The sequence below is a fragment of the Streptococcus equinus genome (assembly GCF_900104225.1).
Taxonomy (GTDB): Bacteria; Bacillota; Bacilli; order Lactobacillales; family Streptococcaceae; genus Streptococcus; species Streptococcus equinus_D.
In genome coordinates, this window is sequence record NZ_FNJK01000006.1 from 1 (window position 1) to 16,500 (window position 16,500).

Annotated in this window: 15 protein-coding genes; 2 read left to right on the plus strand and 13 right to left on the minus strand. The window is 37.1% G+C overall.

The features are described from left to right. Nucleotides 1–4: 4 nt before the first annotated feature. The 7 genes from BLP98_RS07780 to pbp2a all read right to left on the minus strand — a co-directional run bounded on the left by BLP98_RS07780 (nucleotide 5) and on the right by pbp2a (nucleotide 6,410). Nucleotides 5–352 (minus strand): hypothetical protein, encoded by a 348-nt coding sequence (locus tag BLP98_RS07780; RefSeq protein ID WP_074482780.1) that lies wholly within the window; start codon nucleotides 350–352, stop codon nucleotides 5–7. Between the two features lie 16 nt (nucleotides 353–368). Beyond that, complete coding sequence (locus BLP98_RS09490; RefSeq protein ID WP_074482709.1) at nucleotides 369–1,193, minus strand: DUF6572 domain-containing protein; 825 nt, start codon at nucleotides 1,191–1,193, stop codon at nucleotides 369–371. Continuing rightward, the gene (locus BLP98_RS07790) at nucleotides 1,153–1,554 is read right to left on the minus strand and encodes a hypothetical protein (RefSeq protein ID WP_074482710.1); all 402 of its coding nucleotides are present in this window, start codon (nucleotides 1,552–1,554) and stop codon (nucleotides 1,153–1,155) included. Before BLP98_RS07790 ends, BLP98_RS09490 begins: the two co-directional genes overlap by 41 nt. 11 nt (nucleotides 1,555–1,565) lie before the next feature. After that, complete coding sequence (locus tag BLP98_RS07795; RefSeq protein WP_074482711.1) at nucleotides 1,566–3,437, minus strand: glycohydrolase toxin TNT-related protein; 1,872 nt, start codon at nucleotides 3,435–3,437, stop codon at nucleotides 1,566–1,568. A gap of 203 nt (nucleotides 3,438–3,640) precedes the next feature. After that, nucleotides 3,641–3,817 carry a preprotein translocase subunit SecE gene (secE, locus tag BLP98_RS07800; protein ID WP_074482712.1) on the minus strand — a complete coding sequence of 59 codons (177 nt, stop codon included), beginning with the start codon at nucleotides 3,815–3,817 and terminating at the stop codon, nucleotides 3,641–3,643. Between the two features lie 64 nt (nucleotides 3,818–3,881). Next, on the minus strand, nucleotides 3,882–4,034 hold the full coding sequence (rpmG, locus tag BLP98_RS07805; RefSeq protein ID WP_003067827.1) for a 50S ribosomal protein L33: 153 nt from the start codon (nucleotides 4,032–4,034) through the stop codon (nucleotides 3,882–3,884). 51 nt (nucleotides 4,035–4,085) lie between these two features. After that, nucleotides 4,086–6,410 (minus strand): penicillin-binding protein PBP2A, encoded by a 2,325-nt coding sequence (pbp2a, locus tag BLP98_RS07810; protein ID WP_074482781.1) that lies wholly within the window; start codon nucleotides 6,408–6,410, stop codon nucleotides 4,086–4,088. A gap of 174 nt (nucleotides 6,411–6,584) precedes the next feature. Between pbp2a and BLP98_RS07815 the strand changes: the two genes are divergently transcribed. Then, complete coding sequence (locus BLP98_RS07815; RefSeq protein ID WP_074482713.1) at nucleotides 6,585–6,782, plus strand: hypothetical protein; 198 nt, start codon at nucleotides 6,585–6,587, stop codon at nucleotides 6,780–6,782. A gap of 57 nt (nucleotides 6,783–6,839) precedes the next feature. Next, nucleotides 6,840–7,700 carry an RluA family pseudouridine synthase gene (locus tag BLP98_RS07820; RefSeq protein WP_074482714.1) on the plus strand — a complete coding sequence of 287 codons (861 nt, stop codon included), beginning with the start codon at nucleotides 6,840–6,842 and terminating at the stop codon, nucleotides 7,698–7,700. Between the two features lie 30 nt (nucleotides 7,701–7,730). On the opposite strand, the gene BLP98_RS07825 is transcribed toward BLP98_RS07820, so the two are convergent. The 6 genes from BLP98_RS07825 to BLP98_RS07850 all read right to left on the minus strand — a co-directional run bounded on the left by BLP98_RS07825 (nucleotide 7,731) and on the right by BLP98_RS07850 (nucleotide 16,469). Next, the gene (locus BLP98_RS07825; RefSeq protein WP_074482716.1) at nucleotides 7,731–9,347 is read right to left on the minus strand and encodes a zinc ribbon domain-containing protein; all 1,617 of its coding nucleotides are present in this window, start codon (nucleotides 9,345–9,347) and stop codon (nucleotides 7,731–7,733) included. A gap of 1,002 nt (nucleotides 9,348–10,349) precedes the next feature. Continuing rightward, complete coding sequence (gene groL, locus BLP98_RS07830; RefSeq protein WP_074482718.1) at nucleotides 10,350–11,978, minus strand: chaperonin GroEL; 1,629 nt, start codon at nucleotides 11,976–11,978, stop codon at nucleotides 10,350–10,352. 76 nt (nucleotides 11,979–12,054) lie between these two features. Beyond that, complete coding sequence (groES, locus tag BLP98_RS07835; RefSeq protein WP_074482720.1) at nucleotides 12,055–12,339, minus strand: co-chaperone GroES; 285 nt, start codon at nucleotides 12,337–12,339, stop codon at nucleotides 12,055–12,057. A gap of 169 nt (nucleotides 12,340–12,508) precedes the next feature. Next, the gene (locus BLP98_RS07840) at nucleotides 12,509–13,540 is read right to left on the minus strand and encodes a hypothetical protein (RefSeq protein WP_074482722.1); all 1,032 of its coding nucleotides are present in this window, start codon (nucleotides 13,538–13,540) and stop codon (nucleotides 12,509–12,511) included. A 152-nt stretch (nucleotides 13,541–13,692) separates the two neighbouring features. Beyond that, nucleotides 13,693–14,496: an ABC transporter ATP-binding protein gene (locus tag BLP98_RS07845; RefSeq protein WP_074482724.1), complete on the minus strand. Its 804-nt coding sequence runs from the start codon at nucleotides 14,494–14,496 to the stop codon at nucleotides 13,693–13,695. Then, nucleotides 14,496–16,469 (minus strand): ABC transporter substrate binding protein, encoded by a 1,974-nt coding sequence (locus BLP98_RS07850; protein ID WP_074482726.1) that lies wholly within the window; start codon nucleotides 16,467–16,469, stop codon nucleotides 14,496–14,498. The genes BLP98_RS07845 and BLP98_RS07850 overlap by 1 nt, the downstream gene beginning before the upstream one ends. Nucleotides 16,470–16,500: the final 31 nt, after the last annotated feature.

Below are 16,500 nucleotides of genomic sequence, written 5' to 3' on the forward strand. Positions count from 1 at the left end.
AATGTTATAGCCATCCTTTAGCTTTTAAAAATTTATCTGGTATACGAAGTTCAATTTCTTCCATGATATCTTTAAGATAACTGTCCCAATCTGCAATCTCGCTGTAAGCTAGTCTTTTCCCCAAAGATGTTCCAAATTGGTCATTAAAAACTAGTGAAAAACCGCAAAGTCCGTTTTCATAGTTAAATTGAATCCAGAAATAATCATAAGCTGCAAAATTAAGTTTAAACATATGATGATTCGGAACATCGACAACATCATAGACAGTAATAGTCTCTACTCGACTTCCAAAACTTTGTCTAACTTTTTTTCTTGTTTCTCTTGCGAGTTCTAACATATTATTTGCTTGCATACCAATATCCTCAAATTTAGTCATCTAAAATAATTTCCAAGCTAATCCCTTCATCGGCAAGTTTTTTGGCAGTCTTGTTAAAAAAGTCCCATGCTGCTTTTGGAGGAGTGTATTTCAATGCTACTCCAAAATTAATTTTAGTAAAATTAGTTCCACAATGTTCGATGTATTCCTTTGATTTTATGAAATCGAGATAATCTCTTAATTTTATTCGAAGCATTCGAATGTGATCTTGTTCAATTAACTTATCCCAAGGTCCTAGATCAATGACATAGAGATTTAACTGTTGATTTTCAATCTCCCAGTGATCAATACCAGATATTGAAAGATTATTGTCAAGTATTTTCTTTAATTTTAAATATTCTTCTGCGTTAACGTTTTTTTCTAGTAGTTTTTTAGACTCATCAGACTCAAGATAATCTTTTAAGACTTTAAATACAAACTCGATGTCTTCTTCTCTTTTACCGAAAAGGTACTTTATACGTTTTTTAATTATTGGATCCTTAATGACACGATGAAAAAACTGTGTATCTAAAAAAGATGTTGTCGGATAACCAGGGTCAGGCAAGACAATTGTTATCTTTCCACCTTCTCCAATTTCAAATTGTCGATTTTTTCCAGTTGCAGCTACTACGATTGTTAAGGGAATTTTGTTATAAGTGAGATCAAAACTAAAGTTTTCATACTCACCTTCACGAATAGGAAGCTTATCTAAATCAATCTGAAATACATTCCATAACGCTGTTTTTACATTTTTATATCCTAAACTTTCTTTGATTGGTAAGTAATTTTCGTTCATTTTATTGCCATTTTTGGATCTCATCTTTTTTGCGTTTCCCATACTCAGGACTGATTAAAGTAAATAACCTAATTTTTTCCTCATTACATTTTTTTTCATAAAGAGAAAAATCACCATTAATTGCTTCCCATGCAATATCACTTGCTTTTTGGATAACATAGTAATCTAAGAGCTCATATATTAAATCGTCTAAACTATCAAAAATTTTATCAAAAGTGGTTTTTCCTCGTTCTTTTGATATTATATGATATCTATTTTCGTCCATAAAAATTGTTCGTTTATCTGAAAAAAATAGTTCTGGTTTTTCATCAAGAATAATATCGTCATCTTCTAATTGGTAAACGTCAATTTTTTTTAGATTATCTAATAAGTTTTGTTGGATTAATTCTTTTAAATGAGTCATCAATATTTCCTCTATTTTAAAATTCTTATATAGTTTCTATCAATTAAATCTTTTACAGATAATTCAGTATAATACTGTATTCCCATTCCAGGTTGATTAAACCATGGTGCAATTATACCAGCTTTTGAATTTATAGGCTTCAAAATAATATACTTCCGGTACGGTTCGTTTATCATAAATGGAGGGAGTGCTCGATTCTCAAAATTAGTGCCAATAGGTGAAAAATACCGTCCATTAGAATTACTACCATATCTATCAATAATTGTCCCTGGCTGTAATGTTATATTATCAAATCTTCCATTAAGAAAACCATCTACATGAACGCTACCATCTATTTTTCCTAGTGCACTTTCAGGTGTTCCAGGGTATATAAACTCACCTGTTAATTGATTAACAAAATCTGGATTATCATAAATATTTTTATGCGATAGGTAAAAATTATCTTCAGGTGCATATAGCCAGTCGGTTAATTTTATTCGCCCTTCAGGCTCTATTCCCGCCTCAGCATACTTGTTCCACTGAACATACTTTTGAGCATCTTCGGCGGACATTAGTTTCTCGAATGATAAAGCTTTTCCAACTTTCACCCCATCTTCAACTTTACCAACGGTTGAGGCGACGTCACCGGCTTCGGCGAGCTTGGCAAGGTTGCCTGCTTCTTCGGCGTATTTGAGTTTGCCAACAGCAGCAGGGCCGACCAGTGTGGCAACGTCAAAGACGTAGCCACTGATTTCAAAGGTGTTTCCTGTTGCGATGTTATGAATGACTTCGCTAGCAGAATCTTCAATACCTTTATAGACAGCCTTCCAAGCTTTAGGGTCGCGTTTAATTAAATCCCCGGCAAGTCCAATTACAGCTTGTACATTATCACAAGTACCTGTAAGGTCATCTTTAATCCATTGAGGTGTTTCTCGGTGTAAAACATATTTGTTTTCTAAGTCTAGAAGGGCTTCTTGTTCTAAATTTATTATTTGAACGGCACCGATTGCTAAGTCCCCGACAGTTTCACAGGCTTTTGAGGCAAATCCTAAAGCTAATGACATCTCAATTTTCTCAGTCGGCAATAAATTTGAGCCTAGAACTTCTTGGTTCGCCCATTCGAAGAAATTAGTTGTCTCTTCAGTGGTAAATTGCAACAGCGCTTCAATCGGATGCTGTTTGGCCCATTGTTTTTTGGCTTCTTTTTCAGCCTCTTCTTTAGCCAGTTTTTCTTGTTCTTTGATTTGTTTATCGACTGTATTGATGCCTTTGGCAAAGTCGGCGTCATTGACAAAGCTTAAGTACTGGCTGTCACTGTACGGCAAATCAACGACTTGGCTGACTTGGTTCACCTTGCTATCAATAGCTGTTAACATGCTTTCAGAACTGAGTTCACTGCCAGCACTATCAAAGCTAGTGACTTTATCAATGGTGTTGGTCAAGAGCTGACTAGCCGCATCGCTGTCCGCATCATAGGTACTTGTAGGACCAGAAAGGGAAATCAAATCACTGATACTAGAATAAATCCCTGAGATATTTGTTTCTTGCTCGCCGTGTTGATTTTTAAAATTGTTCAGGTTGTCTTTGAGTTGATTGAGGTAATCCTCATCCAAAACAGCCGTAGCAGAGCTTTCTCCGACACTAGATTGAAACTCTGAAATTAAGCTGTACAGGTCACTCGCTAGCAATTTTGTCGTATCTTCTAACCCGACGATAATGGCGGCATCGACGTTGTTAAGCTGGTGATAGATGGCTTGTCCTGTTTTTCCGGTCAGAGCTTCAGAAGTGATAATTTTATTGACACTGTTTTTTGCGGTGTCCAGTTGTGATTCTAGCTTTCCAGCTTCCTGCCCTAACTTATCAGCTGCTTTGTTTAACTCATCAAGAGAAACATGAAAGCCCATTTAGTCACCTCCTTTTGAAAAGAGAATATTCAAAAGGAGGGTATTTTCTACGATAATTCCTAAATTTAACATAAAAATCTCCCTAAATCCCTGTGTGTAATTAACACTGATTATATCATATTTCTCTTTTTGTTTTAATTTTTAGACAACTTTTATTAAAAAATAAAACAAAAAAAACCGTAGCTTAAAGCTACGGCTACATTTTAAAATCGATTTAACAAATCCATCACTCCCAGTGAGAGCAATTTATCGAAAATGAAAATAACAATGGTAAAGAATGCTGTATATTCAAGTACAGAGATATAATCTTTCCAACGTTGTTTACGATTTGGCCAAGTTGTTTCACTTAAAATCGTAAAAACTCCCTTAATGAATGCCACAGGCGACTCCTCCTTATTCTATCATCTCGCTCATTACTCTAAAGCTGAGAATGACCGCTACCAATTATCGTGTTTCTTTGTGTAGCGTGTATTTTTTACAATGTTTACAATATTTATTAACTTCTAATCGTACAGGTTTGGGGTTGCTACTAACTCCGATAGAGTAGTTACGGCTTCCACATTCTGTACAAGCTAAACTTGCTTTTTTCTGTGCCATAATTCCTCCGAGACCTTATTTTATCATGTTTTTCGTAACTTGGCAAGTAACTTAGTTAGTCTGCTTATTAAACCAACTTGAAAAGCTATCCCAAGCATCTTTTACCGCACGTCCAATCTTATCTCCTGCATCTTGAGCTGATTCTTGAACTTTATCAAGAATGTTATCAGAACTTGAGGATTGACTTGTACTTGTTTGACCATTTGCGCTATAAACCAAGTCATAACCATTTTGACTATAAGCATTTTCAACGGTAAATTCAGTTCCTGCAGTGTATGGCAGAATGCTACTTGCTACGGCGCTAAAGATTGTCGAAGCTGTACCTGAACTTGCATCAGTCAAGTAGTGGTTTTCATCTGTCGAATCATAACCAATCCATTGTGCGATAACCACATCTGGCGTGTAACCAATAACCCATTGGTCACTTGTCAAATCTGCATTAAAGTTGGCTTCCACAGTACCTGTCTTACCAGCAATAGTGTAACCATAAGCATTGGCATTAACAGCTGAACCATTTGAGAAAGTTCCAAGCATCATGCTTGTCATCTTATCAGACACAGACTTGCTAATCACGCGCTTCGTTGATGGTTTAAACTCTGCAATCACATCGCCGCTGGCATTTTCAATCTTAGAAATCAAATGTCCTTTAGGCATTACGCCACCATTAGCAAATGTTGAGTAAGCTTGAGCCATTTCAAGTGGATTGGTTGTCACTCCACCACCGAGGGCCACACCCAATTCTTCCTTAACATTTTTCATGTTAAGACCAAATTTCTGACCATAACTCATTCCCTTGCTTACACCGATTTTATGAAGCAAGTAAACGGCTGGGATATTGTATGAATTTGCCAAAGCTTGATACATTGGAAGGTCCGCTGTTTCAATTCCTGCATAGTTAGTTGGTGAATAACCATCATAATCTCTAGGAGTATTTGGCAAATCAGTCGTAATAGCATAGCCTGAAGCAACAGCTGGTGAATAAACTACCAGAGGTTTAATAGTTGAACCTGGGCTACGTGAGGCTTGTGTCGCGTAGTTAAAGCTACGGAAAGTTGCTGAACTTGGACTAACACGACCTACCAAACCACGCACTGCACCAGTTGATGGATCCATCGCCACACTTGCACCTTGAGCAGTTTGACCATCATAATCAGACACTGGAAAATAAGCCGTATTATCAAAAACAGCTTGCATGTTAGCTTGGTAGTTTTGGTCTAACTCTGTGTAAATCTTATAACCGTTATTGACAATATCATTTTCAGACAAGCCATATTTTTTCTCAGCTTCCTGAATCACCGCATCAAAATAAGAACCATATTGATAATCATCTGAGTTACCAGTATAAGTATCATTCAACTCACTAGCAATATTGACTTGCTTAGCCTGATCAGCTTCTGCTTGTGTAATCTTACCAGCATCCACCATAACACCTAAGACGGTATTGCGACGGTTAGTCGCATTTTCTATAGAATAATAAGGATTGTAAATTTCAGGTCCTTTTAGCATCCCCGCTAAGATAGCTGATTGTTCAACTGTCAAATTCGCAGCATCCGTTCCAAAATATTTGCGGCTGGCATCTTGAACACCCCAAACAGAATTCCCAAAATAAGCGTTATTAAGATACATGGTTAAAATATCATCTTTGCTGTATTTTTTAGTCAATTCAATCGCTAGGAAAAATTCTTTTGCCTTACGTGTAACGGTTTGTTCTTGAGTCAAATAAGCATTTTTAGCCAATTGCTGTGTGATGGTTGACCCACCACCAAAATGTCCCATGGTAAACAAAGCCAAGAAGAATCGTGAGTAATTAATCCCGCCATTTTTATAAAATGAACGGTCTTCTGTAGCAATAACTGCATTTTTCATGTTATCGCTGATAGCATTTAACTCAACGTAAGTTCCTTTTTGCCCTGAAAGAGAACCGACTTGATTGTCATCTTTGTCATAGATAACTGTTGTAGCTTTCAAGGCATCTTGTAAATCAGAGACATTGGTTGATTTGGCAACCGCAAAAAGATAAGAACCAATTGCTAGAACTGCAATTCCAACTAAGATTAGTAGGATTTTTCCAACTCGGTAACGACGCCAAAAACGTCTAATGGGATTCTTGGGCGACGGCATAAAGCGAGAAATTTTTTGCAGCCAAGCTGGTTGCTTCTTCGCCTTTTCATGATATCCTTTACTACGTTGGTAAGTTGGAGCTTTTGGCTCTTCAATGTTTTCAGTTTCAAAGTCACTTAAATCATCAGCCAGATAATCATCCAAACTATCTTCTTTTTCACTGTCCTGGCTGGTGTGATTTTTGAAAGGCAGTTCTTTCTTTACTTGATTTAAAAAAGAAAGAACTTTTTCTTTAATCATTTTAAATTTTGTCATACCCACATTATAACAGTTCTTTTTAAAATCGTCAGATGAAAAGGGATTTCATCTTGGATACAACGTTTTCATCTCTTTTATGGTAAAATAAAAGTATCAATAAAACGTTCACAACTAATCTGGTTGTTACTCTTGTCCATGATACTCGTTTTGAGTATTAGAAAGGATTTTACCATGAACAAAGGATTTGAAGCATTCAAAAAAACATTATCACACGATAGTTTAAAAGCTGTTTATGATGAAACAAAACTCGAAGTTTCTGAAAGTGAAGCTGAAGGCACAGAAGCTTATTCAATGGCTGTCGCGACACAAATGGCAGTTAACCTTTTAGAAAAATACCATGATTGGTTGCACGAAAACGACCAAAAATAAACCACTAACGCGCCTGATATGGTGCGTTTTTACTTGCACTCATGCTATAATAACATTATGACTTTATCATTTACGCTTAAAAATCCTTACCCAGATTGTACCGTTAAGGAACTGTTAGAAGAGCATTTGCTTATTCCACGAAAAATTCGCCACTTTTTGCGCACAAAAAAACACTTACTAATCAACGGCGAAAGCATCAATTGGCAAAGTCTGGTGAAAACCGGCGACAAGATTCATTTAATTTTTGATGACGAAGATTATCCTCAAAAAGAGATTCCTTTCGGACAAGCCGACTTGGTTGATTGTCTTTACCAAGATGAACATCTCATTATCGTTAACAAGCCAGAAGGCATGAAAACGCACGGTAATGAGCCAAATGAAATTGCTCTGCTCAACCACGTCTCAGCCTATGTTGGACAAACTTGCTACGTCATCCACCGTTTAGATATGGAAACTAGCGGAGCAGTTATGTTTGCTAAAAACCCCTTTGTTCTGCCAATTCTCAATCGTCTGCTAGAAAATAAAGACATTTCACGTGAATACTGGGCACTAGCTCAAGGAAAATTTGAGCCAAAACATCAGGTTTTCCAAGATAAAATTGGACGTGATCGACATGATCGCAGAAAACGTGTTGTGGACCGCAGAAATGGCCAAACGGCCTTAACTATTGTAGACCGCCTCAAGGTCTTTCCAAAAGGGTCGCTGGTCAAATGCCGCCTAAAAACAGGACGCACGCATCAAATTCGCGTACATTTATCCGCACATGGTCATGCTATCATCGGTGATCCATTATACAGTAACACTCCTGCTAAGCGCCTCATGCTCCACTCGCATAAACTCAGCTTCACACACCCATTTACTCTTGAAAAAATCAGTGTTGAAGCTAAATCCAAAACATTTGAAGCTGGATTACATTAAAAAAGCGTACCGTTCCGGTACGCTTTTACTTTATTTCTTACTTAAAGTTTTTCCAAGCATTGGTTTACTATAATCAAAATCAGCATCTTTATTGGCTTGCCATACCACTAGAGTAAGCTTGTTACCATCTACTTTAATACCGAAAGTATACTTAACGCCTACACCACCTAAACCACTCACTACAAAGACGCTTGTGTCAGCATCGTCTCCATAAACAAAGTGGTAAACGTTATTTCCCTTATCTTCGATAGCAGTAATCTTGGTTTGTTTCTTATTATTTTTAGTTGTTTGAGTAACTGTACCATCAGCATCAAAAGTAAATGAGGTATCATTCTTATCGTCAACTTTCCACGTTCCTAACATGGCTTCTGGGAAGAGAGAATCGACTTTTATTTGATTATCTTCATTGGTCACAGTGATGCTCTTTTGTCCTGAATTAGCAACCACATAGCTCGTTCCTACTTTCTTCAAGGTCAATTTACCTTCTAAGGTTTGAATCACTTCTCCAGAAGTTTGCTTTTCAGGATCTGTTGATGAATCATAATGGAAATCATAAGTTGCCGTAAAGCCTACGACATAAGTTTCTTTACCAACTTGAGATAGACTAGTCAAGGTAATATTAGGTACTGTTAAACTTGTCGCCTTGCGGCTGTCTGTTTGCATCTTAGCCTTGATACTTTCTTTTAGCCCTTTATAAAACTCATTGTTCCCACCATCTTCAAAAACAGTGGATACTGTTGGCGAATCCTGACCAGCGTTCAAATAGAGAATCATTTGATCAAAAGCAGATACCAATACTTTACCAGCAGTTTCATTATCTAAAAGATTATCGACATTTAAAGCCACCGTATCCCCATCAGAAATACTTGAGAGAGCTTGTTTTTGCGATTTTAAATCCCCGTCTGAGAATTTTTTCTTAACATAAGCTTGCGCAGAATCGGTTAATGGGTAGTCACTAACCTCATATTCACCATTTTCCAAAGTACCTACACGCGTGTCATCAAAATAAAGGTCGCCATCTACTAAATTACTAGTTACTTTAAAGTTCTTAAAACTAACTGACAAATCTAGCAAAGTATTCTTGCCATCATAGGCTTTGCTAAGTTCAACTGGTTTACCATTGTATTTACCTGAAATACTTGCGGTATAATCTGCAATAGGTAAACGCTCAAGATTGACTTGGTAATCATCTGAATCACTGATTGCAACTTTCTTTTTATTTAGCAAAACATCAACCTTGTTGACATTAGTCTTAATGGTCAAATTCAAAGGTTTCAAGGCTATGCGATAATTTGGGAAAATCAAAAACTTACGACCGATTTTCTTCACATAAGCATCATCAGAAGCATCAGCTTTCTCCAACTCACTACTTAGCTTATCAGCTTCTGTTTTTGAAAGCTTACTAAATGTGGCATACTTGGCCTCATCAGTTGTCACTTTTTCATTATTATCTGCCCAGACAATATAACCCTTGATATTATCAAAAGTATCTCCAGATTTTTGATACGCTGAGACATAATCTCGAATCACTTGTTTTTTGGAATAGTGAAAACTTCCCCACACCACAAAAACGATTAGCAATGTTGCTAAAATCAAACTAGGAATCCAAATTTTTTTACGTTTTAACGTGTGTTTAAACTTTTTCATTTTAAGTCTCCCTATCTTAACGAATCTTGAATTATCATTATACCAAAAACTTTTTAAACACCTATTACAGAAAAATCACACCATATTACAACTAAAAAAGGCGGCTCTAAAAAACCACCTTTTACTATTCAGAAATCATCTTTGTTATCAATGATAACAAGATAAATCGCACCTAAAACCGCACCTGTAACACCTAACCAAAACATCATAAGCCTACTCCCTTCATCCAGTAAGCATATATAAAACTAAACCAGCATTTTCTAACTTTAGTATACTACAGACACAGCTTTTTTACGATTATTTTTATCTTTTCAGCATTTGCTTTTTTCAGAAAAAGAAAAAACGAACTCCACCAAATCAAAAGAGTTCGTTTTCCTTAAGTTTTTTAGTGTAGCTGTCAGTCTTTTCAGAAAGTTATACAGTCAAGCTGCACCAGCATATTTTCAGCTGCCCCCAACTGAAAATACGATGTCAAAATAAATAAGTCTATAAGAATACCAAGGTTTTAATGTGTGAACAATCAAAGAGCTTAGGCATTCTCAATAAACCCTATCTCATGTCATATCTCTCGGAAATGTACTAATTTTGAATTGAACGTATAATACTACTAATACTACAGACGGTGTCGCTCAATAAGAAAAAAAGATATGACTTATACATCTCAATCAAATGATTCAGATGTCATGATTAGCATATTGCTAACTCTCCTGGATAAAAATCCATTCCCTTGAAACAATACTTGTTATAACATATGACTCCCAAAAATCAAAAGCTCCCAAACAATTGATCCCTTCATATGTCAAACATCTTGCCTAACCAAGAATAATATTGCTCCGTAAGCACTACTTAAAATACTTACACGTATAATATACCACGGAAAAAAAGCTTTTTAGAAAATTCGCAAATATGAAAATCGTTTTTTTGTATTTATATACATAAACTCCATAACATTATAAAAACACCTCAAATGAGGTGTTTTTTATAATCTATTTAGTTTTTGGTTTAGAATCCGCCCATCATTGATGGATCCATACCTGGAGCGGCTGGAGCTGGGGCAGCTGGTTCTGGATGGTTAGCAACAACTGCTTCTGTTGTCAAGATAAGGCTTGCTACTGAAGCAGCGTTTTGAAGAGCTGAACGTGTAACTTTAACTGGGTCAATGATACCAGCTTCTACCATGTCAACCCATTCACCGTTAGCAGCGTTAAATCCTGTACCAACTTCTGAGTTTTTCAAACGTTCAATGATAACTGAACCTTCATAACCAGCGTTGAAAGCAATTTGGCGAACTGGTTCTTCAAGGGCACGAAGGACAATGTTACGACCTGTTGCTTCGTCACCTTCAAGGTCAAGTTCAGCAACTTTTGAAATGACATTAACAAGAGCTGTACCACCACCAGCAACGATACCTTCTTCAACGGCAGCGCGTGTAGCGTTAAGAGCATCTTCAATACGCAATTTCATTTCTTTAAGAGCTGTTTCTGTAGCCGCACCAACTTTGATAACAGCAACACCACCAGCTAATTTAGCCAAGCGTTCTTGAAGTTTTTCACGGTCAAATTCAGATGTTGTTGAAGCAAGTTGTGATTTAATCACGTTAACTCGGTTAGCAATAGCTGTCGCATCACCAGCACCTTCAACAATAACTGTGCTGTCTTTATCAACAGTCACTTTGGCAGCTTGACCAAGAGCTGACATGTTAGCATCTTTCAATTCAAGACCAAGATCTTCTGTAATAACTGTAGCACCAGTCAAAATGGCGATATCTTCAAGCATCGCTTTACGACGGTCACCAAATCCTGGAGCTTTAACAGCTACAACATTGAAAGTACCACGGATTTTGTTAAGAACAAGTGTTGGAAGAGCTTCACCATCAACATCATCAGCGATAATAAGAAGTGGACGACTTGTTTTAAGCACTTCTTCAAGAAGTGGCAAGATGTCTTGAATGTTTGAAATCTTCTTATCTGTAATCAAGATGTATGGGTTTTCAAGGTCAGCTACCATTTTTTCATTGTCAGTAACCATGTATTGTGAAAGGTAACCACGGTCAAATTGCATACCTTCAACAACGTCAAGTTCTGTTTCCATACCACGTGATTCTTCAATAGTGATAACACCATCGTTACCAACTTTTTCCATCGCTTCTGAAATGTATTCACCAACTTTTTCAGAACGTGATGAAACGGCAGCAACTTGAGCAATGGCTTCTTTATTAGCAACTGGTTGAGCAATTTCTTTCAATTCGTCAACTGCTACAGCAACAGCTGATTCGATACCACGGCGGATACCAATTGGGTTAGCACCCGCAGTCACGTTTTTAAGACCTTCGCGAACGATAGCTTGTGTCAATACTGTGGCAGTTGTTGTACCATCACCAGCGATGTCATTTGTTTTTGAGGCAACTTCTGAAACAAGTTTTGCTCCCATATTTTCAAAGTGGTCTTCTAGTTCAATTTCTTTGGCAATTGTCACACCATCATTTGTAATAAGTGGTGAACCAAATGATTTTTCAAGAACAACGTTACGACCTTTAGGGCCTAAGGTTACTTTAACAGTATTCGCTAAAATATCTACCCCGCGCATCATACTTGCACGCGCATCTGATGAAAATTTAATATCTTTTGCCATATCTATTCCTCTATTTGATTTCTACTAATAAATTTTCTAAATAAAACTCAATAGCCAAAAACTATTTTTATCTATCTTATGCTAATACAGCTAAAATTTCTGCTTCGCGAACGATAGTAACAGTATCGTCACCATCTTTAACTTCGACACCAGCACCATTTTCAATAATAACTTTATCTCCAGCTGCAACACTTGGTGCGACCAATTCACCTGTCAATGTACGAGCACCAGTACCAACAGCTACAACAGTTGCTGTTTGAGTTCTTTCTTTGCCTGCGCCAGCAAGGACAAAACCACCAACTGTTTGTTCTTTTTCTTCTTCAACTTTCAAGACCACACGGTCACCTAATGGTTTCAACATGCTTTTGCCTCCAATATTTTTATTATGATTAGCACTCTTTATATTAGAGTGCTAACATCTACAAAAACTATTCTAACACTTGGTCAGAAATAGTCAAGAAAAAAACACTAAAAAACAACTCTGATTCCAATACATCAAAGTTGCTTTTCTTTTTTAATTTATCAATTAACTAATAGTCTTTTTCAATGCCTTTAGCTGAAATTAAAGCGACTGGACCTGGGCCATTTGTTACACAAATATTTTCAACACCTTTTTCTCTGATAATCTCTGCTACTTCTGCTAAGGTAACTGCTTGATAATCATAATGTCCCATATACTTGAATAAATCCGTATACAACACATACAAATTATTATTTTTAATAAGAACTTCTTGACTCTCTCTATCTTTAAGAACAAAAAGTTTTTGACTTGGCAAAGTTACTTCAATAGCAATTTGTATAATTGAGCGAATATAGTCAAAATACTTCAAATCATCTTCTTTTTGCATCTCTCTAGCTTTTGGCAAAATAACCAGGTTTAAAAATTCGACTAAATAGCAAGTTTCACAAAGAGAACACTGTTCACAGTAATAAACGATGGTTTCACTAAAATCTCCATGATCAGCAAAAATACCTTGCTGTAATTGTTTTTCTCGTTCTTCTGAGATAGCAAATGGATTTTTAAAATCAACAATAGGAATCGGATTAAAGTGCAGTGATATCGATGTGTCACCATTTTCCATCTGCTCCTTAATCTTGTCACCACTGGCCAAAACAGTTAATTCTGTCATTAAATTCATTTCTTGTAAAAACCAACCAATGTTAAATCCATTAGCGTCTGGCTCCATTGGGTTAAATTCAAACCAGTCTACTCCCAATCCCCAAGCAATATTTAAAACGTTTTGAAAAGAATGAAGCGGAGAGTCTTTAGTCAGTTTACCAATTGCATGGATACCTTCTAAAACTTCATAACCATTTTTATCCAAATAGTTTTTAGCTTTTTCATAACTATCAAAAAAGAAAAGGATTTTTGATTCTTTGTGAATTCCAACAAAAGGAATACTTAATCCATTTTGCATATCCGCCTGACTAGTTGATAATATAACATAGACTTCAGATAAATCAGCAATTTCTCGAGCAATTCTTTCCATTCGCTCTTCTAGTGCCTCTGATTTTGTTTCCACTTTTTTAGCTTTAAACAATGCTTTTAATTTTCTTAGCATAAATCTCCTCCTTGCCATATATCCTACTAAAATCAGGCCTTATGTCAAGTAAATACTGAAAAAGTAATTATTTAGTACTACATTTCTAAAAAACAAAAAAACGAGCGATTCTTCACTGTTATCATCAGGAAGAATCACCCAGTTTCTACTTATTACCCCAACACTAGGGCATCGTCATTTAGGACTTGACCACTGTTTTTATGGAAGAGGTCCATGAGTTGAGCAACAGTTAAGTTTTTCTTTTCTTCGCCACGAACGTCAACGACGATTTTACCGTGGTAAAGCATAACCAAACGGTTACCATACTCAATAGCGTGTTCCATATTGTGGGTAATCATCAAGGTTGTGAGTTCTTGCTCTTCAACGACTTTCTTAGTCAGTTGCATGACCATATCGCTCGTTTTGGGATCGAGAGCAGCTGTGTGTTCGTCAAGAAGCAAAACTTTTGGTCGTACTAAAGTTGCCATGGCAAGTGTGAGCGCTTGGCGTTGACCACCTGATAGGAAAGCTGCATCGGTTTTCATACGGTTTTCTAGTCCCAATCCTAGCTCAGCCAATTTCTCTTTGAAAAGTTGACGTTCTGCCTCAGTGATTGATTTTTTGAAGAAGCTGCGCTTTTTACCACGACGGTAAGCAATGGCCATATTTTCTTCAATGGTTAGATTAGTTGCCGTTCCCATTCGAGGGTCCTGGAAAACACGGCTAATGTCTTTTGAACGTGCGGCAACTGATGCTTTGCGAAGGGATTGACCATCTAAAACAATATCTCCCTCATCAATCTCAACCACACCTGCGATAGAGTTCATCAAAGTTGATTTACCAGCACCATTTCCCCCGATAACTGAGATAAAATCACCTTGTTCGATGTCCAAGTTTAAGCCACGTAAAACGTGATTTTCGTTAACTGTCCCTTTTTCAAAGGTTTTATGAATATTTGATAAGCTTAAAAGTGCCATTAGTCGTTACCTCCTGGAGTCAATGTTTTTGAGGGTTTAATGTGTAGTTTATTGCGAATTTCTGGAACATAAAGAATCAAAGCAAGAAGAACTGCTGAGGCCAATTTAAGCATTTGGGCATCCACATTCATGGCTAGGATAATAACAAGTACCAAGCGGTATAGAATTGATCCAAGAACAATTGACCAGAGGCGTTTACCAAGTGGCAAGTATTTAACAATCACTTCAGCCAAAATAATTGAAGCCAAGCCATTAACGATTGTTCCTGTTCCCATATTCATATCAGCGTAGCCGTTATTTTGCGCTAAGAGTGAACCAGCAAGAGCAATCAAACCATTTGAAATCATGTAACCTAGAATCTTCATACGGTCAACTTTAATCCCGTTAGCTTCACCCATAGCAAGGTTATCACCTGTCGCACGAAGAGCAAGTCCCATTTGTGTGTTCAACAAGACCACAAGTAATAGAATGACCAAAGCTACAAAGATAACACCAATCAAAATCACGGCGTAAAGTTTTGAAAGGCTGAGAGCTGACGTCATCACTGTTACAAGAGTTTCTTGACCAGCTAGTGACACATTGGCACTACCCAAAACCAAAAGGTTAACAGAATAAAGAGCTGTCAACACAATAATCCCTGTTAAGAGCGCTGGAATTTTCATCTTGGTGTGCAAGAAGCCAGCAACAGCACCAGCTAACATACCAGCCACAAAACCACCAATTGTCGCAAGCAATGGATTAATGCCATTGACAATCATGATAGCTGTTGAAGCTGCACCAAGTGGGAATGATCCTTCAGCAGAAAGGTCAGCAATGTCCAAAATGCGGAAAGTAATAAACACACCGATAGCCATGATAGCCCACAAGAGACCTTGTGAAATAGCTGTTAAAATGATATCAATCCAAGCATTTGAGTTTGATTTATCTGACTTGCTTGACTGGTTGGCTGTAGCAGATTTTGTGTGGCTGCTAGTTGATGTGCTTGTTTTTGTTGTCTCTTCAGAAGAAGCATCGGTTGTTTCATTTTCAATGCTGCTTAAATCGATACCAAGCGTTTTAGCCATATCATCATTAGCAACAACATTGAGAGCTTTAGGATATTCTGCAGCAACCTTACTTACATCTTCACCTTTAATAATACGAACAGCTAACTTAGCCGTTTGACGACCAAGTGCCTCGTAATTGGCACCATAAGTGAAAAGAACACCTTGGTCAACCACGTCTGCAGAACCACCAACAACTGGAACTTTCATTTCTTTTGATAGTTCTGTAAGTAATGAAATGGCGCTGACAATCATATTATCTGTTGGGATGAAAAGAACTTGTGTCTGACTCATCAAGCTTTTAGCTGTATCTTGAACATCATTAGTTGATGAAATCCCTTTGGTAATGACATCAATGCCTGCTTTAGCAAATTCTTTTTGCGCTTCTTCAACTTGAACTTCTGAATTACGTTCATTAGTTGTGTACATAATCCCAACTTTTTTCACATCAGGCATAACTTTTTGTAACAATTCTACCTGTTTTGAGATAGGAGACATATCGCTCGTTCCAGTCGCAATACCGTTAGGAGTTTCCATAGTATCTACTAGTTTAGCTGATACAGGATCTGTAACAGCTGTAAAGACTACTGGAACATCTGTTGATAGATTTGACAAAGTCTGCGCTGCTGGAGTGGCAATCCCTAACACCAAATCATTGTTAGAAATCAAGTTAGTTGAAATGGTTTGAAGGTTAGATTGGTCACCTTGAGCATTTTCATAATCTAGCTTAAGATTCTTTCCATCAACATAACCTTCTTTTTTCAATTCATCTACAAAACCTTTGCGTGCAGCCGTCAAAGACGGATGTTCGACGTATTGAAGAATTCCAAGATGAACAACATCTTTATTTGCATTTTTCCCTGATGAACACCCAACCAAGGTGAGTGCTGCTAACATCACAGCCATTAAAGCCGTTAAACGTTTTTTCATAATTTACCTACCTCTACTTTTTACCTACTTG